Origin of the sequence: Limnospira indica PCC 8005, from assembly GCF_000973065.1 — a bacterium.
Lineage (GTDB): Bacteria > Cyanobacteriota > Cyanobacteriia > Cyanobacteriales > Microcoleaceae > Limnospira > Limnospira fusiformis.
In genome coordinates, this window is record NZ_FO818640.1 from 725,113 (window position 1) to 743,193 (window position 18,081).

An 18,081-nucleotide genomic window follows, 5' to 3' on the forward strand; every position below is an offset into this window, starting at 1 on the left:
TTATTCAAACCACCGCTCTGCTATGATATAATACAACACCAGGGCGACTTATCCAACCCCAGATAATTTTGGTGTTGACTCAAATATGATGTTTGCCAAGGTACAAAACGCGATAAAGTAAAAATTGTTGATCAAACTACAGTTATCCAAAACTGTCCTTTAGGAGTATTTAGCATGAGTCCAGAACAAGACCCCGTTAAGTTAATGAAGCAACAGGTTGGCAAAGCGGCAGCAGACCGGGTTAAGTCCGGTTCCATTGTCGGACTGGGAACGGGGTCAACCACAGCATACACAATTCAATTTTTAGGAGAACGCCTCAAAAGTGGGGAAATCAAAGATATTAAAGGCGTTCCCACCTCATTCCAAGCCTCTGTACTTGCCAAGGAATATGGCATTCCCCTCACCACTTTAGATGAAATTGACCATATTGATATCGCCATTGATGGTGCTGATGAGGTTGATCCTCACAAAAATTTAATCAAAGGTGGTGGTGCCGCTCACACTCGCGAAAAAATTGTAGACTGTTTAGCAGATCAGTTTATTGTAGTTGTAGATGGTTCTAAAATCGTAGATCGTCTGGGTTCTACATTTTTATTACCCGTGGAAGTTATGCCAATGGCGATGACTCCGGTAATGGCAGCCATTACCAAACTTGGGGGTAAACCTACCCTGAGAATGGGAGTCAAAAAAGCTGGACCTGTGATTACAGACCAGGGAAATATGGTGATTGATGTCAAATTTGATGCGATCGATAATCCCGCCGAATTAGAAAAAACCCTCAACAATATTCCTGGGGTTTTAGAAAATGGTTTGTTTGTGGGTGTGGCTGATGTTATCCTAGTGGGAGAAATCAAAGACGGTCAACCTGTTGTCCGCGAGATTTCCTAATCCTCAAAAAAAACTGGGGGATAGAAACCCAAACGCTGGTTTCTGTTTCCCCTAATTGTTGCCATATAAATAGCTGATGATGCACTATAGAAGGTTTGGACGAACTGAACTGCCGATGCCTGTATTATCCTGTGGTGGAATGCGGTATCAATATCAGTGGCAAGATGCCTCTCCTGAAAAAATACCCCCCGAAAGTCAGCGGAATTTAGAAGCGGTAATTCGCCGTTCCCTAGAGTCGGGAATTAACCATATTGAAACCGCTAGGGGTTATGGTACATCGGAGATGCAACTGGGTTGGATTTTACCAAAACTACCCCGCGAAAGGCTAATTATTCAAACCAAAGTTTCCCCGAAACCAGACCCGGCTGAGTTTCGCCGTGACTTTGACAAATCTCTGAAATATTTACAGTTAGACTATGTGGATTTATTGGGTCTACATGGGATTAATACCCCGGAACTGTTAGAATATTCGATTCGACCCGGTGGCTGTTTAGAAGTCGCTCAAGAATTGCAAAAAGAAGGAAAAGTCAGATTTATTGGGTTTTCCACCCACGGGCCAACGGATGTTATTGTTAATGCGATCGCTACTGATAAATTCGACTATGTTAACCTACACTGGTATTATATCAATCAACTAAATTGGCGCGCCATTGAAGCCGCCAACCGTCATGATATGGGAGTGTTTATCATCAGTCCTTCTGATAAAGGGGGGAAATTATATGATCCGCCTCAAAAGTTAGTAGACCTATGTTCTCCCATTAGTCCCATTGTATTTAACAACTTATTTTGTTTATCTTATCCCCAAGTTCATACCCTCAGTTTAGGCGCATCGAAACCTACAGATTTTGATGAACATTTACAGGCTATGGACCTCCTAGACCGTTGGGATGAAATCTTACCCCCCATTTTAGAAAAGTTAGAGAAAACCGCCATAGAAGCCCTAGGGGAAGATTGGTTCAAGACATGGAATCAGGGTTTACCTAACCCAGAAGATACACCCAATAATATTAATATTCCCATCATTCTCTGGTTAAGAAATTTAGCGATCGCATACGATATGACCGAATATGGTAAAATGCGCTATAACTTACTGGGAAATGGTGGTCATTGGTTCCCCGGACAAAACGCCGCCACTATTGACCAAGTAGATTTAAGTGACTGTTTAAAAAATAGTCCCCACGCCGATAAAATCCCCCAATTATTGCGAGAAACCCATCAACTGCTAGGCGGTCAATCAGTCCCCAGATTATCTCAAAGTTAAGTTAATCATAATCCCGTAATAATTACCCCACTATCCTATTAGCAATAAAGCGCGGAGTAAAACTTGAGGTCTCAGAAGAGTCTTAATAGTTAATCGTGGCGGTTGAGGAATCTCAGTAGATTGACGACTAAAGTGATATTCTTGCCATCGCAAAACCACAATACAAGCCAGATAAATCATATAACCTGGTTCCTCCATCTGAGTAAAAATCAACCCAAAAGACAAGGGACATAAAACCAGAAACTTAGAAATATCATCAAAACAGAGTCTACGCCAAACCACAAACCAAATATACAAAAATGATGCCAGTCCCAAAAATCCGACATCTCCCCAAATTCCCGCCCAACCAAACAGGGGAGAAAACATACTCGATTGATCTCCTAACCAACTAGCTCCTACCGCTTGCCAAATGGTATTAGTAGCGGGGTGGGAAGTAGCCCCAAGGGGTCTTAAAATAAACGCATATTCCCGTAGCATCCAGCCTCCTAGTCTTCCTACAGTGTGACCAGGACCTAAGCCTAGCAAAGGATGAAGGGGAGACTCATAGAAAGCCGGAACAATGCGAAAAGTAGCAGATTTCAGTAAAGTAGCTTCTCCTTCCGGCCCATAAATTTCCGGCCGCATCCAAGTTTGAAAAGCACTCATCTCAGGTACATTATGAATCGCCCACCAAAACACATAAGATAATATCCCAAAAATAATTACAAATTTAATAGCATCAGCCATATTTTTAAATTTAGTTAATAGCAGAAATCCCCCAGCAATACCAAACACTAAAATTACCTGTTTAGCATCAGAAATAACCATGTGCCAAAAAGTTGCTAATACCACGGCAGCCCGCAACCATATAGGCAGATTTTTAGCTGCCAAAAAATAGTAAATCCCAAAGGTTAATGATACAGAAGCACCGATGACATGACCCGCACCTTGGGCAATAAAAACACCTTTGATATTGTCTTCTAATCCCTGGCGTAGATGGAGATGCAGAACATACTGTTGCACATAGGCAAATGCTAGATTAGTGAAGGATGCAAAAACAATATAGCCACGCAATTGGTTTAACTTGTCCAAAGTAATCGGGACAGTCAGAATAATAACAATAAATAAAAAATGTTCACATAACAACAAGAAATTAACGGCAATATTAATTAAACCAGCGGCATTTAATAAGGCACTGGCTACGGAAATAATCAGAAAAATAAATAGAGCCACTACCATTTCTTTAATGATGGTAATTTGTTGTCGGTCTTTGATCTTGGTTTTCCACAGAGCAAAAGCAAACAGCCAGGGAACTATTGCCAGATGCACTAAGTTAACAATCGAGGGAAATTTTAAAAGCTGAAGTACGCGGGAAAAAAATGCGCAAATGAAGGCAAATAGAGTCAGTGTCGAGAGTTTAATATATCCCTTTTTAGGTTTAATTAATCTTGATTGATTGGGGTATGTTTCCATTAATCATGTAATCTACTAGGGTTTACTCAAAACTAACTGGTAAATTGATTTCAGTTGCTCATAATTTTGTTGTGCTGTATATTTGGCTTCAAATTCTGCCCTGGCTTCTCGGCGCATTTGAGGGAGTTTTTCAGGATGGGAAATTAGGGATTCAACTTGTTCGGCAAGACTGATGGGATCGCTGGGTTTAAATCGCAGTCCCGTGCGACCATCTTCTACTAATTCGGCGATCGCACCTAAGTTAGAAGCAATTACAGGAGTACCCTTAGCAAAGGCTTCTACAGCGACTCTACCAAAGGTTTCATACCATTTAGAAGGGAAAATTAAAACCATGGCTTCTCCCATCAATTTATACACTTCTGGGAGGGGTCTACGTCCTAACCATTGAATGTGAGGTAATTTCTCAGCAGCGGCTTGGACACGGGGGACTAAAGGACCATCCCCCACAATTTTTAAGGGTACTGGTTGACGGAGATTTTGCCAAGCATCAATCAGCACATCTAAGCCTTTTTCTACAGATAATCTACCTACAAATAGCGCATATCCCCCTTCCCCGCTGCCGACTCCTGGATCGGGATAGACAAAGTTAGGTTTAACTATTATTCGGTCTTCTGACCACCCGGCTTCAATAAATTTCTGGCGAGCAAATTGGCTGAGGGTAATAAATATATCTACCTGATTTACCCAAGTGCGAGCCATACGGTGTAGGGTTAACATGGTTGCAGTTATGGCACTGGCGGCTCGATTTTCTCGATAACAGGCGTGAATAACTCCGGGATAGGGTACAAATTTACCTAGACAGTCTTCACAAATGCGATCGGAGCGAAAAAACAATCCATTAGGGCAAATTAATCGGTAATTTCGGAGGGTTTGAACTACTGGGACTCCCTCAGATTTAGCCGCATAATATACTGATGGAGAGATTAAGGGGAAAAAGTTTTGAACATGAACAATATCTGTGGGGTGGGTTCGCAACTTTTGTTTAACTATTTGGTAGGCTTCTGTAGACCAAATGGTTGTAGAAGCTAAATGTACTTGATTAAGGCTGGCAACTCGCTCATTGCTATCTTGATAAATATCAACTTGATTACCATTTGCTTTGAGCAAATTAGCTTCGGCTTGGGTTGATTCGTCTTCCCCGCCTCGAATTTGATAATTGTTATGAATAGACAAAATACGCATTGAGATTGAGTTAGTACCTCAGTAAATTGTTATAGTCATTATACCGTAAACTTTCTCATTATGCTGGCTATGTTCCTTTCCCTAATTCAGGCGGCGCTAAAACGGTTGTATAAATTTCTTCTAATCTTCGCGTTTGGCGATCGCGATTAAAATTGGACTGCATATATTTTCGTCCTTGTTGACTAAATTTTTGCCACATTTCCAAATTAGTTAATAATTGCTGTATTGAGTTAGCTAAACCATCTATATCTCTTTCTGGACAAAGAAAGCCAGTTTCTCCATCAATCACCGCTTCTGGGATACCTGCGTGGTAGGTGCTGACCACAGGGAGACCCATCGCCTGTGCTTCTAAAACCACATTCGGTAAACCCTCTGAGTCTCCCTGGGTTCCGGTGATGCTGGGAGTCGCCATAATTTGGGCGCGGTTCATCCAATTTTTGACTATTTCTGGAGATTGTACACCCAAAAATTGATAATTTTTGAGGGTATTGGCGGCGGAGGTTTCGAGGGCGGTTCGTAGGGGGCCATCACCGATGATCACTAATTTGAGAGCAGGTTGTTGGGATTGTATTTTAGCCATAGCTTTAATTAAATATTCACAGCCTTTTTTTTCGGTTAGCCGACCTACAAATAAAACAATTGGCTCTCGTTTAATAGCCAAATCAGGCGTAAATTGATGAACATCAACACCATGATAATGGGTCTGAATTTTATCGGGTGGAAATCCCTGTTCTAGCAGTTTTTTTTCAATAAACTTAGAAACAGTTAAAAATAATGTGGTCTGTTGTTTCAAGGTTGCTAGGCGCTGAAAATAAACCCAATGGTTGAGGGAGCTATAGCGAGATGATTGTTCCTTTACCGTGGCATCAGCGCCCCTATAATGGACAATAAGCGGAATTTTTAGCCGCACCACCCAAGGCAACATTAGCGCCCCACTCAAGCCAAATTGAGCATGAATCAGCAGGGGATTTAATTGGTGGACTTTCCCATAAATTTCCGGCGCAAATCCAGTGATTTTAAAAAGCTGTTCTGCTACTTTATCTATAGGCTTTCCTTGATTAATAACTAAAGTACGTTTTTCAGGTAAATCTAACCCCTTAACCCGCCGACAACCTACATAATAAGGGGTAAATTTCTCAAGTTTTTCGGCGGGATCTCGGATAAAGGTTTGGGAGGGAGGAAGCAGTAGACTATTAAAAATAATGATATTCACTGTAATTATACCGAATTATGAGAATTGTGGATTGTTTCATATAAGTTAGCTAGTTCTGGCCCTTTGTTTTGCCAACTATACAAGTTTTTAACTCTGGCGCGAGAGCGATCGCTTTTTTGTTTCCACAGATGCTTATCATTAGCTACAATAGTCATGGCATTAGCTAAATCATTGATAACTTGATCGGGGTTATTTGGCTCAACTTTAAAGCCTGCATCCTCAGAAACAATTAATGCTGGTCCCCCTAAATTTAAACAAATAACCGGGCGACCTGCCGCCATTGCTTCTACACAAACTAAGCCCCCAGACTCGTGTAAGCTGGGATGAACTAACCCCAAGCATTCTGATAGTTTTTTGAGGGTTTCCGGTCTGGATAACTGATTCCAGAATTTAACTTGGTTGGCAATTCCCAAATTTTGAACTAGGGTTTCAAGTCGGCGACGTTCTGGCCCATCTCCGACGATCCAATATTCGGCATCTGGAGGCAATTTGGCTTCGGCGAAGGCTTTGAGTCCGAGATGAAACCCTTTCCAGTGTAACAGACGGCCGATACTGATAAATTTAACCCCTTGAGGTTGAGAGTCAGCCAACTGGCTGAGTTGAGTGATTTCTAAATCAGATAATCCTAACTGAGATAAAACCTCTACATTTTTCGCCCCTAATTTTCTGAGTCTCTGGGTGGTTTCTGCTGTGGTTCCCCAGACTAAAACACTGCGTTGCGCGGTGAGTTTAACGAAGGGGTCTAATTCTCCTAAATTTCGGGCTATATCTCGCATTATTTCATACATAATTCCCCGCCAACCGAAGTCTAGCCAGAAGGCTTTGGGGGCCGATTCTCCACCGCCTACAGGTCCCCATAAAAAAGGTATAGGAAGAAGTGCTAAAAAACTGGGGGTTGAGTGGCGCTCATAGGTGACATGATGCACTACATCAAAAGTGATGGTTTCCTGGAGTTGTTTGGCAACAAAATAAGCTGCTATTTGCCATAAATAATAGTGCAGGTAAACTACCCTTTGTTTGAGATTTGCTGGCCGCACCCAGGAGGGAGGTTCGCAGTAAATTACCTGTAGTTTAATTATGGGGTTTTGCTTGAGTTCGGCTTCAATGGTTGGGCGGTTATTTTGTCGGGTGAGAACCCAAACATTATGATATTTTGCTACTTCCTGAATGGGATTCCAACCCAAGCCTGGTTCTGAACCTTCTCCTGGACGACAGGCGTAGGCTGAAATTAGAATATTTAAAGGTTCCACGCTTCCTCCTTTGGTCTAGTAATTCGGAAATATAAAAGATGTAACCTGATTGAGAAAATTAGCTGCGGCTTCTGGGGTGTAATTATCCATTAGTTTTTGCGATCGCATTCCCATTAACTTAGCTAATTCGGGATTTTGAATAAACCTGGCCATCAATTCTGCTAAATATTTCGGCTGTTGGGGATGAAAACAATAACCGTTTTCTCCATCAGTAATTAATTCAGATGCTCCCGCCAATTCAGAACACAAAACAGGTCGCCCCAAAACCATTGCCTCTAATACTACCATTCCCCAAGTATCCTCCAAAGTTGGTAAGACAAAAACATCAGCTTGGGTGAAATAAGTGGCTAATTGATGGTATTCTACCCGACCGAACCAACGCACATAATTGGTGAGTTGATTTTGTTGACAAAAAGTTTCTAACTCCGGTCGTTGATGGCCATCACCCACCACCCATAACTGATAATTGGTTTCTCCCTGTTGTTGTAGTATAGCACAGGCTTCTAAAAGATAGCTCAGGCCTTTGCGAGGAATAATTCCCCCCACAAATAAAAAGGTTAGCTGTTGAGAAGATGTGGATTTCAAATGCGGATCAGGAGTACCCAGGGACTGCACCCAAGGCACTTCATAGGGATGAACAAAAACTTGATTTTCTTGGGCATTTAGAACCTCTATTAGATAGTTTTTGCCACCGTGAGAGTTGGTAATACAAGCATCAGCCGCTTTCACCATAACTCGTCTAATAGCTAGACGTAGGGGGGAGTTACGATAGTCTACACCGGGAGAACTTCCTTCGTAGGCGATGACAACTCGCCAACGTCCTATAGGTTTAAATAAAATTGCTAAAATTGTCCACACGCCAAAGGAGTTAGAAAAAATTAAATCTGGTTTAAACTTGAGTAATCGCTTAACAATATTTAGGGGAAGATAGGTAAAATTATCCCCATAGCTATTGGTAGATTTTTTGATGGAAATAATTTGGCGATCGCCTAAAATTTCCACTCGAAAACTATCCTCTAGTCCCGGTGCGAAACCATGCCAGCGACTGGTGAAAACCGTAGTATCCGGGAATTGTTTACTATAGCAACTTAGGGAAGGTTGCCAGTAGTAAAAAGCCGAAGTAAGTAACCAAGCCACACGGAGATTTTTCATGATTTTTAGATTTTCTATATATCAGATTGTTTCAGATTTCTGACTGTAGTTAAATATTGGCTTAAAAATGGCAAGCCTCCTACAGCCGGGAGAAAGTAGCGAGCAGTGCATAATAACCCTAACCCTGCTGCCACTGTAGCATTAAAATAAGGTTCATAAAAAATCACTAAGGCTGCATCCCTCGTACCCACCCCCGCAAAAGTTAAAGGCATTAATCCAGCTAAAATAGCTAAGGGAGAGAGAGCAAGATTCGTAATAAAAGGAACCCAGGCATTAAGTGCAAGGATAAAAAACCAAATTTGTAGTAAATGCAAAAACCAAATAAAAATTGAAGTAGCACTAATTTTGAGAAGCTGGCGCTTATCACTCCAAAAATGTTCGTGCATTGCTGTCCAAGATTCCTGCAACTTTGCGATTTTTTTTCCGATAGTTTTCGGAGTAATTTTCTCTAAAATGAAAAACAAAAAATCTGCAAAATTCCGAGAACTCAAAATCAAAATTCCGATAATTAAACCCGTGGTTACACCCAAAGTCATTGTCAGAAAAATCACATCTTTTCGAGGGTATAAAAATAGACCGAATACACACCATAACAATAAAGATAGTAAATCACAAGATTTCTCAAAGACTACCAAGGACAGGGAAAGAGAACCGCTTAAATGTCCCCTTTCCCGCATGAAGTAGGCTTTAGCAATATCTCCCATTTTTGAGGGTAAAACCATATTTAAAACACTAGCAGCTAGAATCAGGCGATTAGCTTCCCAAAATCCGAGATAGGTGCTTTTGGGCATAAGTTGTTGTAGTCGCCAAGCGGTAAATAAAGTAATAGGAATTACCATAGCTAAACTTACAGGCATCCAAAAACGATGGGAATTGATAAAGATATCTGCTAATGCTTGCAGGTCAATTTTAGAATAAATAATTGACAGGATAATCATGCTAACTGTAATGGAAATAAATCGCTTCATAGATAAGAATCCTCTGGCTAAAATTTAGTTGTCTTTGTGATGGTCATATTCCATCCTACGCAGGCGCAGTTGAATGTCTTCTAGCATTTTTCGATTGACTGCCATTAAATCAGCAATTAAACCGAACATCCACAACTGAAAACCAATTAAAATTAGGATAGCTGCTAAAATTAAACTAGGAGCGCGAGCGCGGGTAGGTTCTCCCACAAATAGCACTAACCAACGGATACATAATATCAGTCCTAAACTCAGGGGAAAACTTCCTAGAAAAGTGAATAATCGCAGCGGTCTATAGGTCATGAAAATTCTAAAAATGGTAAAAATTGACCGCTGGATATAGGAAGGAATACTTTTAACTAATCGGGAAGGTCGTAAATAGGAATTAGTACGGATAGGTACGGATGTAATAGCGATACCTTTTTGACCTGCTTGAATAATGGTTTCTAAGGTATAAGTATATTCATTAAAAACATTAAGCTGCATGGCTGCTTGGCGACTAAAAGCTCTAAAACCACTGGGAGCATCGGCGATCTTAGTGCTACTGGCAAGTCGCACAACACGACTACCGAGTTTTTGCAGGAACTTTTTAGTAGGAGAAAAGTGTTGAATATTCTGAATTGGTCTGGCTCCGATGACTACTTCGGCATAACCTAATAAAATTGGTTCGATGAGTTTCGGTATATCTTGGGCGCAGTATTGGTTATCGGCATCGGTGTTAACAATAATATCGGCTCCGGCTTTTAATGATGCTTCAATTCCTGCCATAAATGCTTTAGCCAAACCTTGATTATGGTCAAAATTTACCACATAATCAACACCACAGGCTTTAGCAACTTCTACAGTATTATCAACACTACCATCATTAATAATTAGCCATTCTACACAATCGATACCCGGTATTTGGCGGGGAAGTTCTGATAGGGTAAGTCCGATGGTTGTTGCTTCGTTAAAACATGGTATCTGAATAATTAGCTTGGTCATAGTTTGAGCTTAATTTTATTTTTCTATGCCTCAAATTAAATATAAATGACAGTAAAATAACCATACCATATATTGATTTAACCTGACTGATAAAGCCGAGCCATCTTAACTATACTTGTTCAAAAATAATTCGGGAAAACTCGGATGCTGAGTTTTGTTTAACCCAATTTTGCATTGGCAGCGGATCGCAAAGTTCCAGGGGATTAGAAATTTCTAAAAACTTAATTAATCCCTTAGCAATTTCTTGGGGTTGGCTAGAATCAACAGTTAATCCCAGATGATACCGTCGCACCATTTCTCCCATTAATCCATAATTAGAACATAGTACAGGTTTGTTAGCTGCCGCCGCCAATAAGAGAATACCACTCATCCCCACATGGCGCTGATACGGTGCTAAAACTACATCGGCAATTTGAAAATAAGCCATAACTTCTGACTCCGGCACAAATTGATAATATCTAATAATTTGAATTGGCTTAGTTTGACAAATTTCGGTAATTTGGCTGTCTAGGGAATTAGCAATGCTAGACTCTCCAACCAGGAGAATACACAGTTTTTGACACAAATCTGCTGGTAAACTAGCAATGCTATCCAGTAGCTGATAGATGCCTTTACGTGCTGTTAAAGCACCAAATAATAAAAATACTCGCCGCTGAGAATCAATTTGGAGACTCTTGCGCCAATCATCTATTATAATTGGTTGGAAATTATCCAATTTGACCGGATCAGGAAGGTAGACAGCTTTAGGTTGACTCGGAAACTTAGGAAACTGATTAAGTTGGGGGACGGCGAAAGGATCAAGGCAAAAAACTGTTTGGAGTTGAGGATTAGACAAAATGCGTTTTAGGGCTATTTTTTCGCGTAACTTTTGCAGGTAATTTTTCCAAGTGCGATCGTAATGATCTAATTGGTGATAGTGAAAGGTCGGCCGAAAATAAATCCCCGAAAATTTGCAGGGTGATTTTGCCCCAAAGGCTAGGGGAATTTGACAGGTATCAAAATACATAATCAGACAATGATCTGGTCTCAAGTTGGTGGCATACTTGCAGAAAATTTCCCACTCTTGAAAATTGCGACTTAGTCTTTTTAACTTAGATTTTCGGGAGTTAAGATGTTCTTCTTCGGCTTGGGTAATTGGCACAAAACGGATGTCTTGATGATGATCACCTTGACTCAATTCAACTACATCCTGATGTTCATCCAGAAATCGGCAAGACACCACAATTTCCAGATTTTTGGGGATTTTATGGATTTGCCAATATTCAATTAAATGGCGAATATAACTGGGATGATGACCTCGAATCGAAAGGTCAAACAGCATCAATTTTTGTGGGTAATTTTTCACGGTTATTTTATCCCCCTAAATTTATCGATATCCGATGATAGTCATACCTCTAAATAACAGGGGGGTGTTGGCTAATTTTTGTCTAAATTTATAAGGAAAAATGTTTAATAAATATTCTACCAACTTCATCACATTAATTGATATACTATTGATGGGAATTTCCAAGTAAATTTTGCCGTTAGACTTCACCCAAATTATCTGAGAAAAACCTACTTTCTTAAAAATATCATACATTTCACTGAGTTTATATTCTTTTAAATGAAAGCCAGTAGCTTGCTGATCAAAGTGGCGAGAAACATCATGGGGACCTGAATACCAATTAGGTGTGATACAAATATACTTACCATTTGCAGCTAAAGTATTGTAGATATTTTCAAGCTGTTCTAGGGCATCATCAGGATGTAAATGCTCCATTAATTGATGACTATAGGCTAAATTAACTGTATTTTCAGGTACGGGAATACTACAACCATCGGAAATAAAAATTTCCATATTATCGGGAATATTCGGTAGTTTAGTAATTTCAGTTGATACATCAACTGCGTAAACTCGTTTTACCCGTTTAGCGACTTCTAGGGATAAACTACAATCACCAGGACCGATTTCTAAATAGGTGATTTCGGAGTTAAGAAAACGGGCTAATAATTGCAGACGCTGGTTAACAATCCAAGTTTGAATTTCGGGGCTAGATTTGCGGGTAAGTTGAGGATGATGCGAGACTTTTTGGAAGAGTTGATTATATACATGAGTGTATAAATGTTGATTAATGCGTTCCTCTCTGGTAGAGTTCATTAACTGGCGGGCGAGTTCTTGTTCAATTTCATAATGTTCTCGAATTTGCTCCCAGGTTCTGCTATCTCTGGCATCAGTTTTGGCAGTAGAAACCTGAGTTGTATCGCTGTTAATTTTAGTCATAATTAATAGGTAAAATTGAGGTGGTACGAATTGGTGCAATTCAACCAAATTCCATAAATTTAGGTGTTTATATTGGTCTGGGTAAGACTCAAAAAACGGATAAATTATACAGAAAGGCTGAATTATAGTAGGCGCGGTTATCACAAAATTTGATGTTTATTATGGCACTGTTTTCATGGGAAGTCAGCTATCAAAAGTTATCAATGGTTAATATATAGTTGTGTTTTTTATAATTAAAACTTATGTTGGGTATATTTAACAATCAAATCAATATTAATTATTATAGAATAATCAAAGCATTGTTGGGAATTATTAACTATGGCTGTAGTTCAGCCCGATGTGGCACTTTTCCTTGGTTATATAGGCGGAGGTGGTGCGGAGAGGGTCATGCTAAATCTGGGTCGTGGTTTGATTGCAGAAGGCTTGAAAGTAGATTTAGTTCTAGGGAAAGCCTGGGGGCCTCACCTGGAAAAAGTACCACCAGAAATAAGGATAGTTGATTTGGGGGCTTCTGGGGTTTGGGCTACTATTTTGGCGCTGAGAAATTATTTGCAGGAATCACAGCCTAAGTCCCTACTTTCTGCCCTCCATTATGCTAATGAAATTGCGGTTTGGGCAAAACGTCTAGGGGGAGTTTCCACCCGGGTCGTTGTGTCTGAACATAATACTTTTTCGGAGGCAATACAACATACTACTAAACTTAGAAAAATTTTGCTGCCGTTGTTTGTTCGCTATTTCTACCCGTGGGCGGATGGAATTGTAGCTGTTTCTCAAGGGGCGGCTGAGAACTTAGCTAAAAGTACGGGTTTAAATAGCGATCGCATTCAATATATTTATAACCCAGTTATCACGCCGGAACTATTACAAAAATCCCGAGAAACTTTAGATCATCCTTGGTTTCAACCGGGGGAACCTCCGGTAATTTTAGGAGTCGGAAAGCTGGAAGCACAAAAGGATTTTCCCACCTTAATTAAAGCCTTTGCTAAAGTGCGACAAGTGCGACAAGTGCGCCTAGGAATTTTAGGTTGGGGACCTGATGGCGATCGCCTGAAAAATCTCATTCAAGATCATGGTTTAGGAGATGATGCCGCCCTATTAGGATATGCTGATAATCCCTATCCTTATATGGCAAATGCTGCAGTATTTGTGTTATCTTCTCGCTGGGAAGGTTTACCAACAGTTTTAATTGAAGCTATGGCGGTTGGCACTCCGGTAATTTCCACCAATTGTAAAAGTGGGGCCGCAGAAATTTTAGCAGAGGGTCGATATGGTTCCCTAGTTCCGGTGGGCGATGCTACAGCAATGGCAGAGGCGATTTTAGCCACCATTGAAGGTAACACCCCGACTGTAAACACCTCATGGCTAGAACAGTTTAGCCAGAAAATGGCAACCCAAGAATATCTGAAAATTTTAGGACTTGATCAACATTTAATTAATCACCAATAGGAGAAATATGTCACCAGGAGTTGTCTATATTGCATCGGGCCAAAAATACATCGCAGAAGCCTCTCAGTCTGCGGCAACTTTGCATGAAAAAATGCCCCATATTCCGATTACTTTGATTGCTAGTGAGAACACCAGTAATCAACATTTTGAGCAAGTAATTATCATGGAAAATTCGCAATATAGTTTATTGGATAAAGTTCAATACATGATTAAATCTCCCTACGATTATACCTTATTTTTAGATACGGATACATATATTTGTGAACCGTTTTATGAACTTTTTGAACTGCTAGAAAAATTTGATATTGCTACTTCCCATGAACAAACCCGGATTAGTTATCAGGTTGATGGAGTTCCTGATAGTTTTCCGGAAATGAACACAGGAGTTATTCTCTTTAAAAAATCTCCTCAATTAGAAAAAGTTTTTCAAGACTGGCTCAATTTTTACCAGCGAGATCTACAAAAAACCCGAAAACCTAAACATGATCAGCCGGCTTTTAGAGAAGCACTTTACCAAAATTCAGAATACCTGAAAATTGCCACTCTCCCACCTGAGTATAACTGTAGAACCGAAAAAGCTGTGTTTATTCAGGGAACTGTTAAAATCATCCATATGCACCCAAAACCGGAACGCATGGAACTAGGAAAGCTGGCAAAATACATCAATACAAACAAGGAGATACGCGTTTTTATTCCTGGCTTAGGATTAATCAATACCAGACGTTGGCAGTTGCGTTTTTATACGCGATATTTTACTCTTATATTACCCATGTATTTTCCCAGGCTTTTAGGTTGGTTAAGTTATCGATTTAAGAAAGCTAAGTTAAAATCTGATTAAAAAGTGATAAATATTGCTGGGCTTGTCTTCCTAGGGGAAATACTTGTATGGCTTTTTCTCTGGCTTTTTCTTTGAGTTTTTGCAGGCGATCGCTATCATTTAATACCCATTTAATCCCCTCGCTTAAATCATCAATTTCATAGGGTTTGACCAGATAACCATTAACTTGGTGATCAACAATATCCTTGAGTCCAGTAGCATTAAAAGCCACCACCGGAGTACCACAGGCTAAGGCTTCAGAGGCCGTTTGTCCGAAGGATTCTTGCAAGGATGGAACAATCATCACATCGGCGGCAGAATAGACCAAAGCCAAAGCAATATCATCAGAGAAACTGCCTAGATAATTAGCTGGAAAACCTAAATCTACTGGGTTTTCCGGTTCCGCAGATCCAAAAACTACTAATTCAAGCTGATTTTGCCACCCTGACTGACTCAGCTTTTGCAGCGCCGGAAGTAGCAAATTAAAACCCTTTCTGGGGTCAGCAGTCGCAGCGATCGCCCCAAATAAAACCAGTTGTTTGTCCTGGGGTAAATTCAGTAAATGTCGGGCGATTTTCGTTTCTATAGGTCGATAAATTTGGGTATCCAGACAGAAGGGAATCACCTCTACTCGCCGCTGTCCAAATAAGGAACTTGAACGCACACAATCCGCCATCCAACTACTAGGAGTTACAATAGTTAAGTTGAGATTTTTCCAGGCTTTAAATTTCCGTTTCCAAACCTGTCGAGATAAATCCCGATCGCGACCACTTTTCAGTTGCGGACATTGACCGCAGGAATTTTGGTAGCGATCGCATCCCTCGCTGTAATGACAACCCCCAGTTAAAGGCCACATATCTTGAAGAGTCCACACTAAGGGTTTGTTCAATTTAGCCAAAGTTTCAATCTGGATAAAGCCATTACAAACCCAGTGTAAATTTACCACATCTGGGTTAATTTTAGTTACTCTACTAGCTATGACATCGGGGAACCATTGAGGAGAAAAAAGCAGGCGATCGCGTTTTGGGTAGCGTCTCAGGGGGATACTATTAGCACCAGGACCTAGTTTAGTGATGATACTTTTTTCGGCTATAACAGTGCGATCGCCACTAAATTTTCCCCGCACCAACATTCGAGATTCAACCCCCATAGAAATTAAACCTCGATGTACTCTATACGCGGCTCTAGCCGCACCGCCTTCGACATCAGTTGAACTGAGAATTACTGGTTTCATCTGTGTATTTCCATGGGTTATGATTGAATATTTCCTAGGACAATTTCGTTATAAGTCCCCGACCTAACAATGCGGCCTTTTTCCATGACATAAAGGCGATCGCAATGTTGTATAGTCGTCAAACGATGAGCAATCATAATCATAGTTTTAATTCCACTCAGAGATTTAATAGACTCAGTGACCAAACTTTCCGTCTCATTATCTAACGCCGAAGTCGCCTCATCTAACACCAGAATATCCCGTTCATGGTAAAGAGCGCGAGCAATACCAATCCGTTGGCGTTGACCCCCAGAAAGGCGCACTCCTCTTTCCCCGACCATGGTATTTATTCCATCGGGAAGTTCTTTGACCAAATCCATAAGTTGAGCCATTTCTAAAGCCTGTTGTAGACGTTTATGATCAATTAAATCATCAGCCACCCCGAAAGCAATATTTCTCTCTATTGTATCTGCCATTAAAAAAATAGACTGGGGAATATAGCCAATCATATTTTGCCACGATCGCAAATTATTATAAATAGAAATATCATCAATTTTAATATCACCACCTTGGGGTATTAATAACCCCAGCATGATATCAACTAACGTAGTCTTTCCGGCTCCAGACTGACCAATAAAAGCAATCGATTCTCCCTTCCTAATCGACAAAAAAACGTCGGAAATGGCTGGCGATTCAGAACCAGGATATTGATAAGTTACACCGTCAAAAATAATCTGACCAAAATCTTTATTCTTGAATTTATGGTCAGCTAATTGACTGATTTTTGTAACTACGGTGCGATTTGAAACTTCGCTGTTTTTGAGAGTTTCAATTTCTCGTAAATCATGACTTAATCTTTCTAATACATAGGTCATACTCCGCAATTTACTCACATCTTTACTCAAATTAGAAATAGCTGGTAGTAAACGAATTGATGACAAAGCGAATATACTTAATGCCGGAATAAATCCATCAATATCTTGTCCCAGTAGAATCATAGTTGATGTGATTCCCACTAAAAATAAAATGAGAATTGCCTCAACTAATATTCTGGGGACAACTTGAAAAGAAAGTAAGAAAGTTCCCGCCTCTATATATTCCCGTGATTGCTCACTCAGTTGTTCTTCAAAAAAGCCAGAACAGCCAATTACCTTAGTTTCTTTAATCCCCCCTAAACTATGATTAACAATACGAATTATCGATTCATCAGCATAACTAACACGCTTACCCCAGTATTTAATTTTATCTTTAAAAGCATTCAGGATTAAAATTAAAGGTAAAAACAGAAATATTAAAACAATTACCACCAATTGACTGGTCATCAATAGCAATCCACTCAAAGCTATAATAATCATTAAATTGGCAGCCGAATTGAGTATAGGCATAAGAATATCTAGTGCAAAAGCCTGGGTATAAATAATTATACATTGAATGACCGCAGCACTATCCTTCGACAAATGGAAAGTATAAGGAACAGACAGATATTCTTGGATTAATTTTTCACACAATTTCCCACGAACTTTCAGACAAAACCCAAATACATAGGTTTTAATCTGCCAGTTTAAGAAAGATTTAATAGCAAATAAAGCAATAATAAACAATCCCAATAATGCTATACCGTGGGATGCTTCTGTTAAATTTAAGCCAGCATATATAGAGGCTACAAATTCACTTTCATTGACTAAATTGGGATGACTAGCTAAATTCAAAAAAGGTCCTATCATGCCAATCCCAAATGCTTCCAGCACTGACATGACTACAAATAAAATTACTAAAATTACTAACTGTTTTGGGGAAGCCGGAAGAATGAAAAAAAACCGATTTATAAAATTCTGCATTGTCGCTATATTTGACTCCCAGTGCCTTGGATATTTTTAATGACCAAAATAGACCAGTACCATGATACCCCAGATGATAGCCACCCATTATATGGACTTTACCCTAACTATAGCAATAATAAATGTTATGTAAAGTCTCCTCAACTCTACTTATACCAGT

At 40.0% G+C, this 18,081-nt stretch carries 15 protein-coding genes; 4 read left to right on the plus strand and 11 right to left on the minus strand.

Translation table 11 applies throughout. From position 1 onward, the window contains the following. Positions 1-174 precede the first annotated feature (174 nt). Both rpiA and XZ46_RS03160 read left to right on the plus strand, forming a co-directional pair. Positions 175-888: a ribose-5-phosphate isomerase RpiA gene (rpiA, locus tag XZ46_RS03155; RefSeq protein WP_006621611.1), complete on the plus strand. Its 714-nt coding sequence runs from the start codon at positions 175-177 to the stop codon at positions 886-888. 79 nt (positions 889-967) lie between these two features. After that, entirely contained in the window at positions 968-2,149 is a 1,182-nt protein-coding gene (locus XZ46_RS03160; protein ID WP_035758774.1) for an aldo/keto reductase, read from the plus strand. A 30-nt stretch (positions 2,150-2,179) separates the two neighbouring features. On the opposite strand, the gene XZ46_RS03165 is transcribed toward XZ46_RS03160, so the two are convergent. From XZ46_RS03165 to XZ46_RS03205, 9 genes are all read right to left on the minus strand, one after another. After that, on the minus strand, positions 2,180-3,601 hold the full coding sequence (locus tag XZ46_RS03165) for a hypothetical protein (RefSeq protein WP_006621608.1): 1,422 nt from the start codon (positions 3,599-3,601) through the stop codon (positions 2,180-2,182). A 15-nt stretch (positions 3,602-3,616) separates the two neighbouring features. Next, positions 3,617-4,783, minus strand: a complete 1,167-nt coding sequence (locus XZ46_RS03170) for a glycosyltransferase family 4 protein (protein ID WP_008056878.1) — start codon at positions 4,781-4,783, stop codon at positions 3,617-3,619. Between the two features lie 67 nt (positions 4,784-4,850). Then, on the minus strand, positions 4,851-5,996 hold the full coding sequence (locus XZ46_RS03175) for a glycosyltransferase (RefSeq protein WP_006667889.1): 1,146 nt from the start codon (positions 5,994-5,996) through the stop codon (positions 4,851-4,853). A gap of 5 nt (positions 5,997-6,001) precedes the next feature. Continuing rightward, positions 6,002-7,246, minus strand: a complete 1,245-nt coding sequence (locus XZ46_RS03180; RefSeq protein ID WP_008056877.1) for a glycosyltransferase family 4 protein — start codon at positions 7,244-7,246, stop codon at positions 6,002-6,004. 15 nt (positions 7,247-7,261) lie between these two features. Next, on the minus strand, positions 7,262-8,398 hold the full coding sequence (locus XZ46_RS03185; RefSeq protein WP_006621602.1) for a glycosyltransferase family 4 protein: 1,137 nt from the start codon (positions 8,396-8,398) through the stop codon (positions 7,262-7,264). 14 nt (positions 8,399-8,412) lie between these two features. Continuing rightward, positions 8,413-9,366 carry a lysylphosphatidylglycerol synthase transmembrane domain-containing protein gene (locus XZ46_RS03190; RefSeq protein WP_008056876.1) on the minus strand — a complete coding sequence of 318 codons (954 nt, stop codon included), beginning with the start codon at positions 9,364-9,366 and terminating at the stop codon, positions 8,413-8,415. 24 nt (positions 9,367-9,390) lie between these two features. After that, a complete protein-coding gene (locus XZ46_RS03195) occupies positions 9,391-10,347 on the minus strand; it encodes a glycosyltransferase family 2 protein (RefSeq protein ID WP_008056875.1) in 957 nt (318 codons plus the stop codon). 109 nt (positions 10,348-10,456) lie between these two features. Next, positions 10,457-11,692: a glycosyltransferase family 4 protein gene (locus tag XZ46_RS03200; protein ID WP_228116467.1), complete on the minus strand. Its 1,236-nt coding sequence runs from the start codon at positions 11,690-11,692 to the stop codon at positions 10,457-10,459. A gap of 21 nt (positions 11,693-11,713) precedes the next feature. Beyond that, positions 11,714-12,607, minus strand: a complete 894-nt coding sequence (locus tag XZ46_RS03205; RefSeq protein WP_008056873.1) for a class I SAM-dependent methyltransferase — start codon at positions 12,605-12,607, stop codon at positions 11,714-11,716. 318 nt (positions 12,608-12,925) lie between these two features. Here XZ46_RS03205 and XZ46_RS03210 point away from each other — a divergent pair, with 318 nt between their 5' ends. Both XZ46_RS03210 and XZ46_RS03215 read left to right on the plus strand, forming a co-directional pair. Further along, positions 12,926-14,053 carry a glycosyltransferase gene (locus XZ46_RS03210; protein ID WP_048894905.1) on the plus strand — a complete coding sequence of 376 codons (1,128 nt, stop codon included), beginning with the start codon at positions 12,926-12,928 and terminating at the stop codon, positions 14,051-14,053. A gap of 7 nt (positions 14,054-14,060) precedes the next feature. Next, on the plus strand, positions 14,061-14,891 hold the full coding sequence (locus tag XZ46_RS03215) for a putative nucleotide-diphospho-sugar transferase (protein WP_008056869.1): 831 nt from the start codon (positions 14,061-14,063) through the stop codon (positions 14,889-14,891). Here XZ46_RS03215 and XZ46_RS03220 read toward each other — a convergent pair. Next, positions 14,872-16,104 carry a glycosyltransferase family 4 protein gene (locus tag XZ46_RS03220; protein ID WP_008056868.1) on the minus strand — a complete coding sequence of 411 codons (1,233 nt, stop codon included), beginning with the start codon at positions 16,102-16,104 and terminating at the stop codon, positions 14,872-14,874. The genes XZ46_RS03215 and XZ46_RS03220 overlap by 20 nt on opposite strands. A 17-nt stretch (positions 16,105-16,121) precedes the next feature. Then, complete coding sequence (locus tag XZ46_RS03225; protein WP_046320254.1) at positions 16,122-17,921, minus strand: ABC transporter ATP-binding protein; 1,800 nt, start codon at positions 17,919-17,921, stop codon at positions 16,122-16,124. Positions 17,922-18,081: the final 160 nt, after the last annotated feature.

What these genes read in the sequence shown, in the direction of transcription:
- XZ46_RS03170 (WP_008056878.1), bottom strand. Translation starts at nt 4,783, where the DNA reads ATGCGTATTTTGTCTATTCATAACAATTATCAAATTCGAGGCGGGGAA.
- XZ46_RS03225 (WP_046320254.1), bottom strand. Translation starts at nt 17,921, where the DNA reads ATGCAGAATTTTATAAATCGGTTTTTTTTCATTCTTCCGGCTTCCCCA.
- rpiA (WP_006621611.1), top strand. Translation starts at nt 175, where the DNA reads ATGAGTCCAGAACAAGACCCCGTTAAGTTAATGAAGCAACAGGTTGGC.
- XZ46_RS03165 (WP_006621608.1), bottom strand. Translation starts at nt 3,601, where the DNA reads ATGGAAACATACCCCAATCAATCAAGATTAATTAAACCTAAAAAGGGA.
- XZ46_RS03210 (WP_048894905.1), top strand. Translation starts at nt 12,926, where the DNA reads ATGGCTGTAGTTCAGCCCGATGTGGCACTTTTCCTTGGTTATATAGGC.
- XZ46_RS03205 (WP_008056873.1), bottom strand. Translation starts at nt 12,607, where the DNA reads ATGACTAAAATTAACAGCGATACAACTCAGGTTTCTACTGCCAAAACT.
- XZ46_RS03190 (WP_008056876.1), bottom strand. Translation starts at nt 9,366, where the DNA reads ATGAAGCGATTTATTTCCATTACAGTTAGCATGATTATCCTGTCAATT.
- XZ46_RS03195 (WP_008056875.1), bottom strand. Translation starts at nt 10,347, where the DNA reads ATGACCAAGCTAATTATTCAGATACCATGTTTTAACGAAGCAACAACC.
- XZ46_RS03185 (WP_006621602.1), bottom strand. Translation starts at nt 8,398, where the DNA reads ATGAAAAATCTCCGTGTGGCTTGGTTACTTACTTCGGCTTTTTACTAC.
- XZ46_RS03215 (WP_008056869.1), top strand. Translation starts at nt 14,061, where the DNA reads ATGTCACCAGGAGTTGTCTATATTGCATCGGGCCAAAAATACATCGCA.
- XZ46_RS03160 (WP_035758774.1), top strand. Translation starts at nt 968, where the DNA reads ATGCACTATAGAAGGTTTGGACGAACTGAACTGCCGATGCCTGTATTA.
- XZ46_RS03220 (WP_008056868.1), bottom strand. Translation starts at nt 16,104, where the DNA reads ATGAAACCAGTAATTCTCAGTTCAACTGATGTCGAAGGCGGTGCGGCT.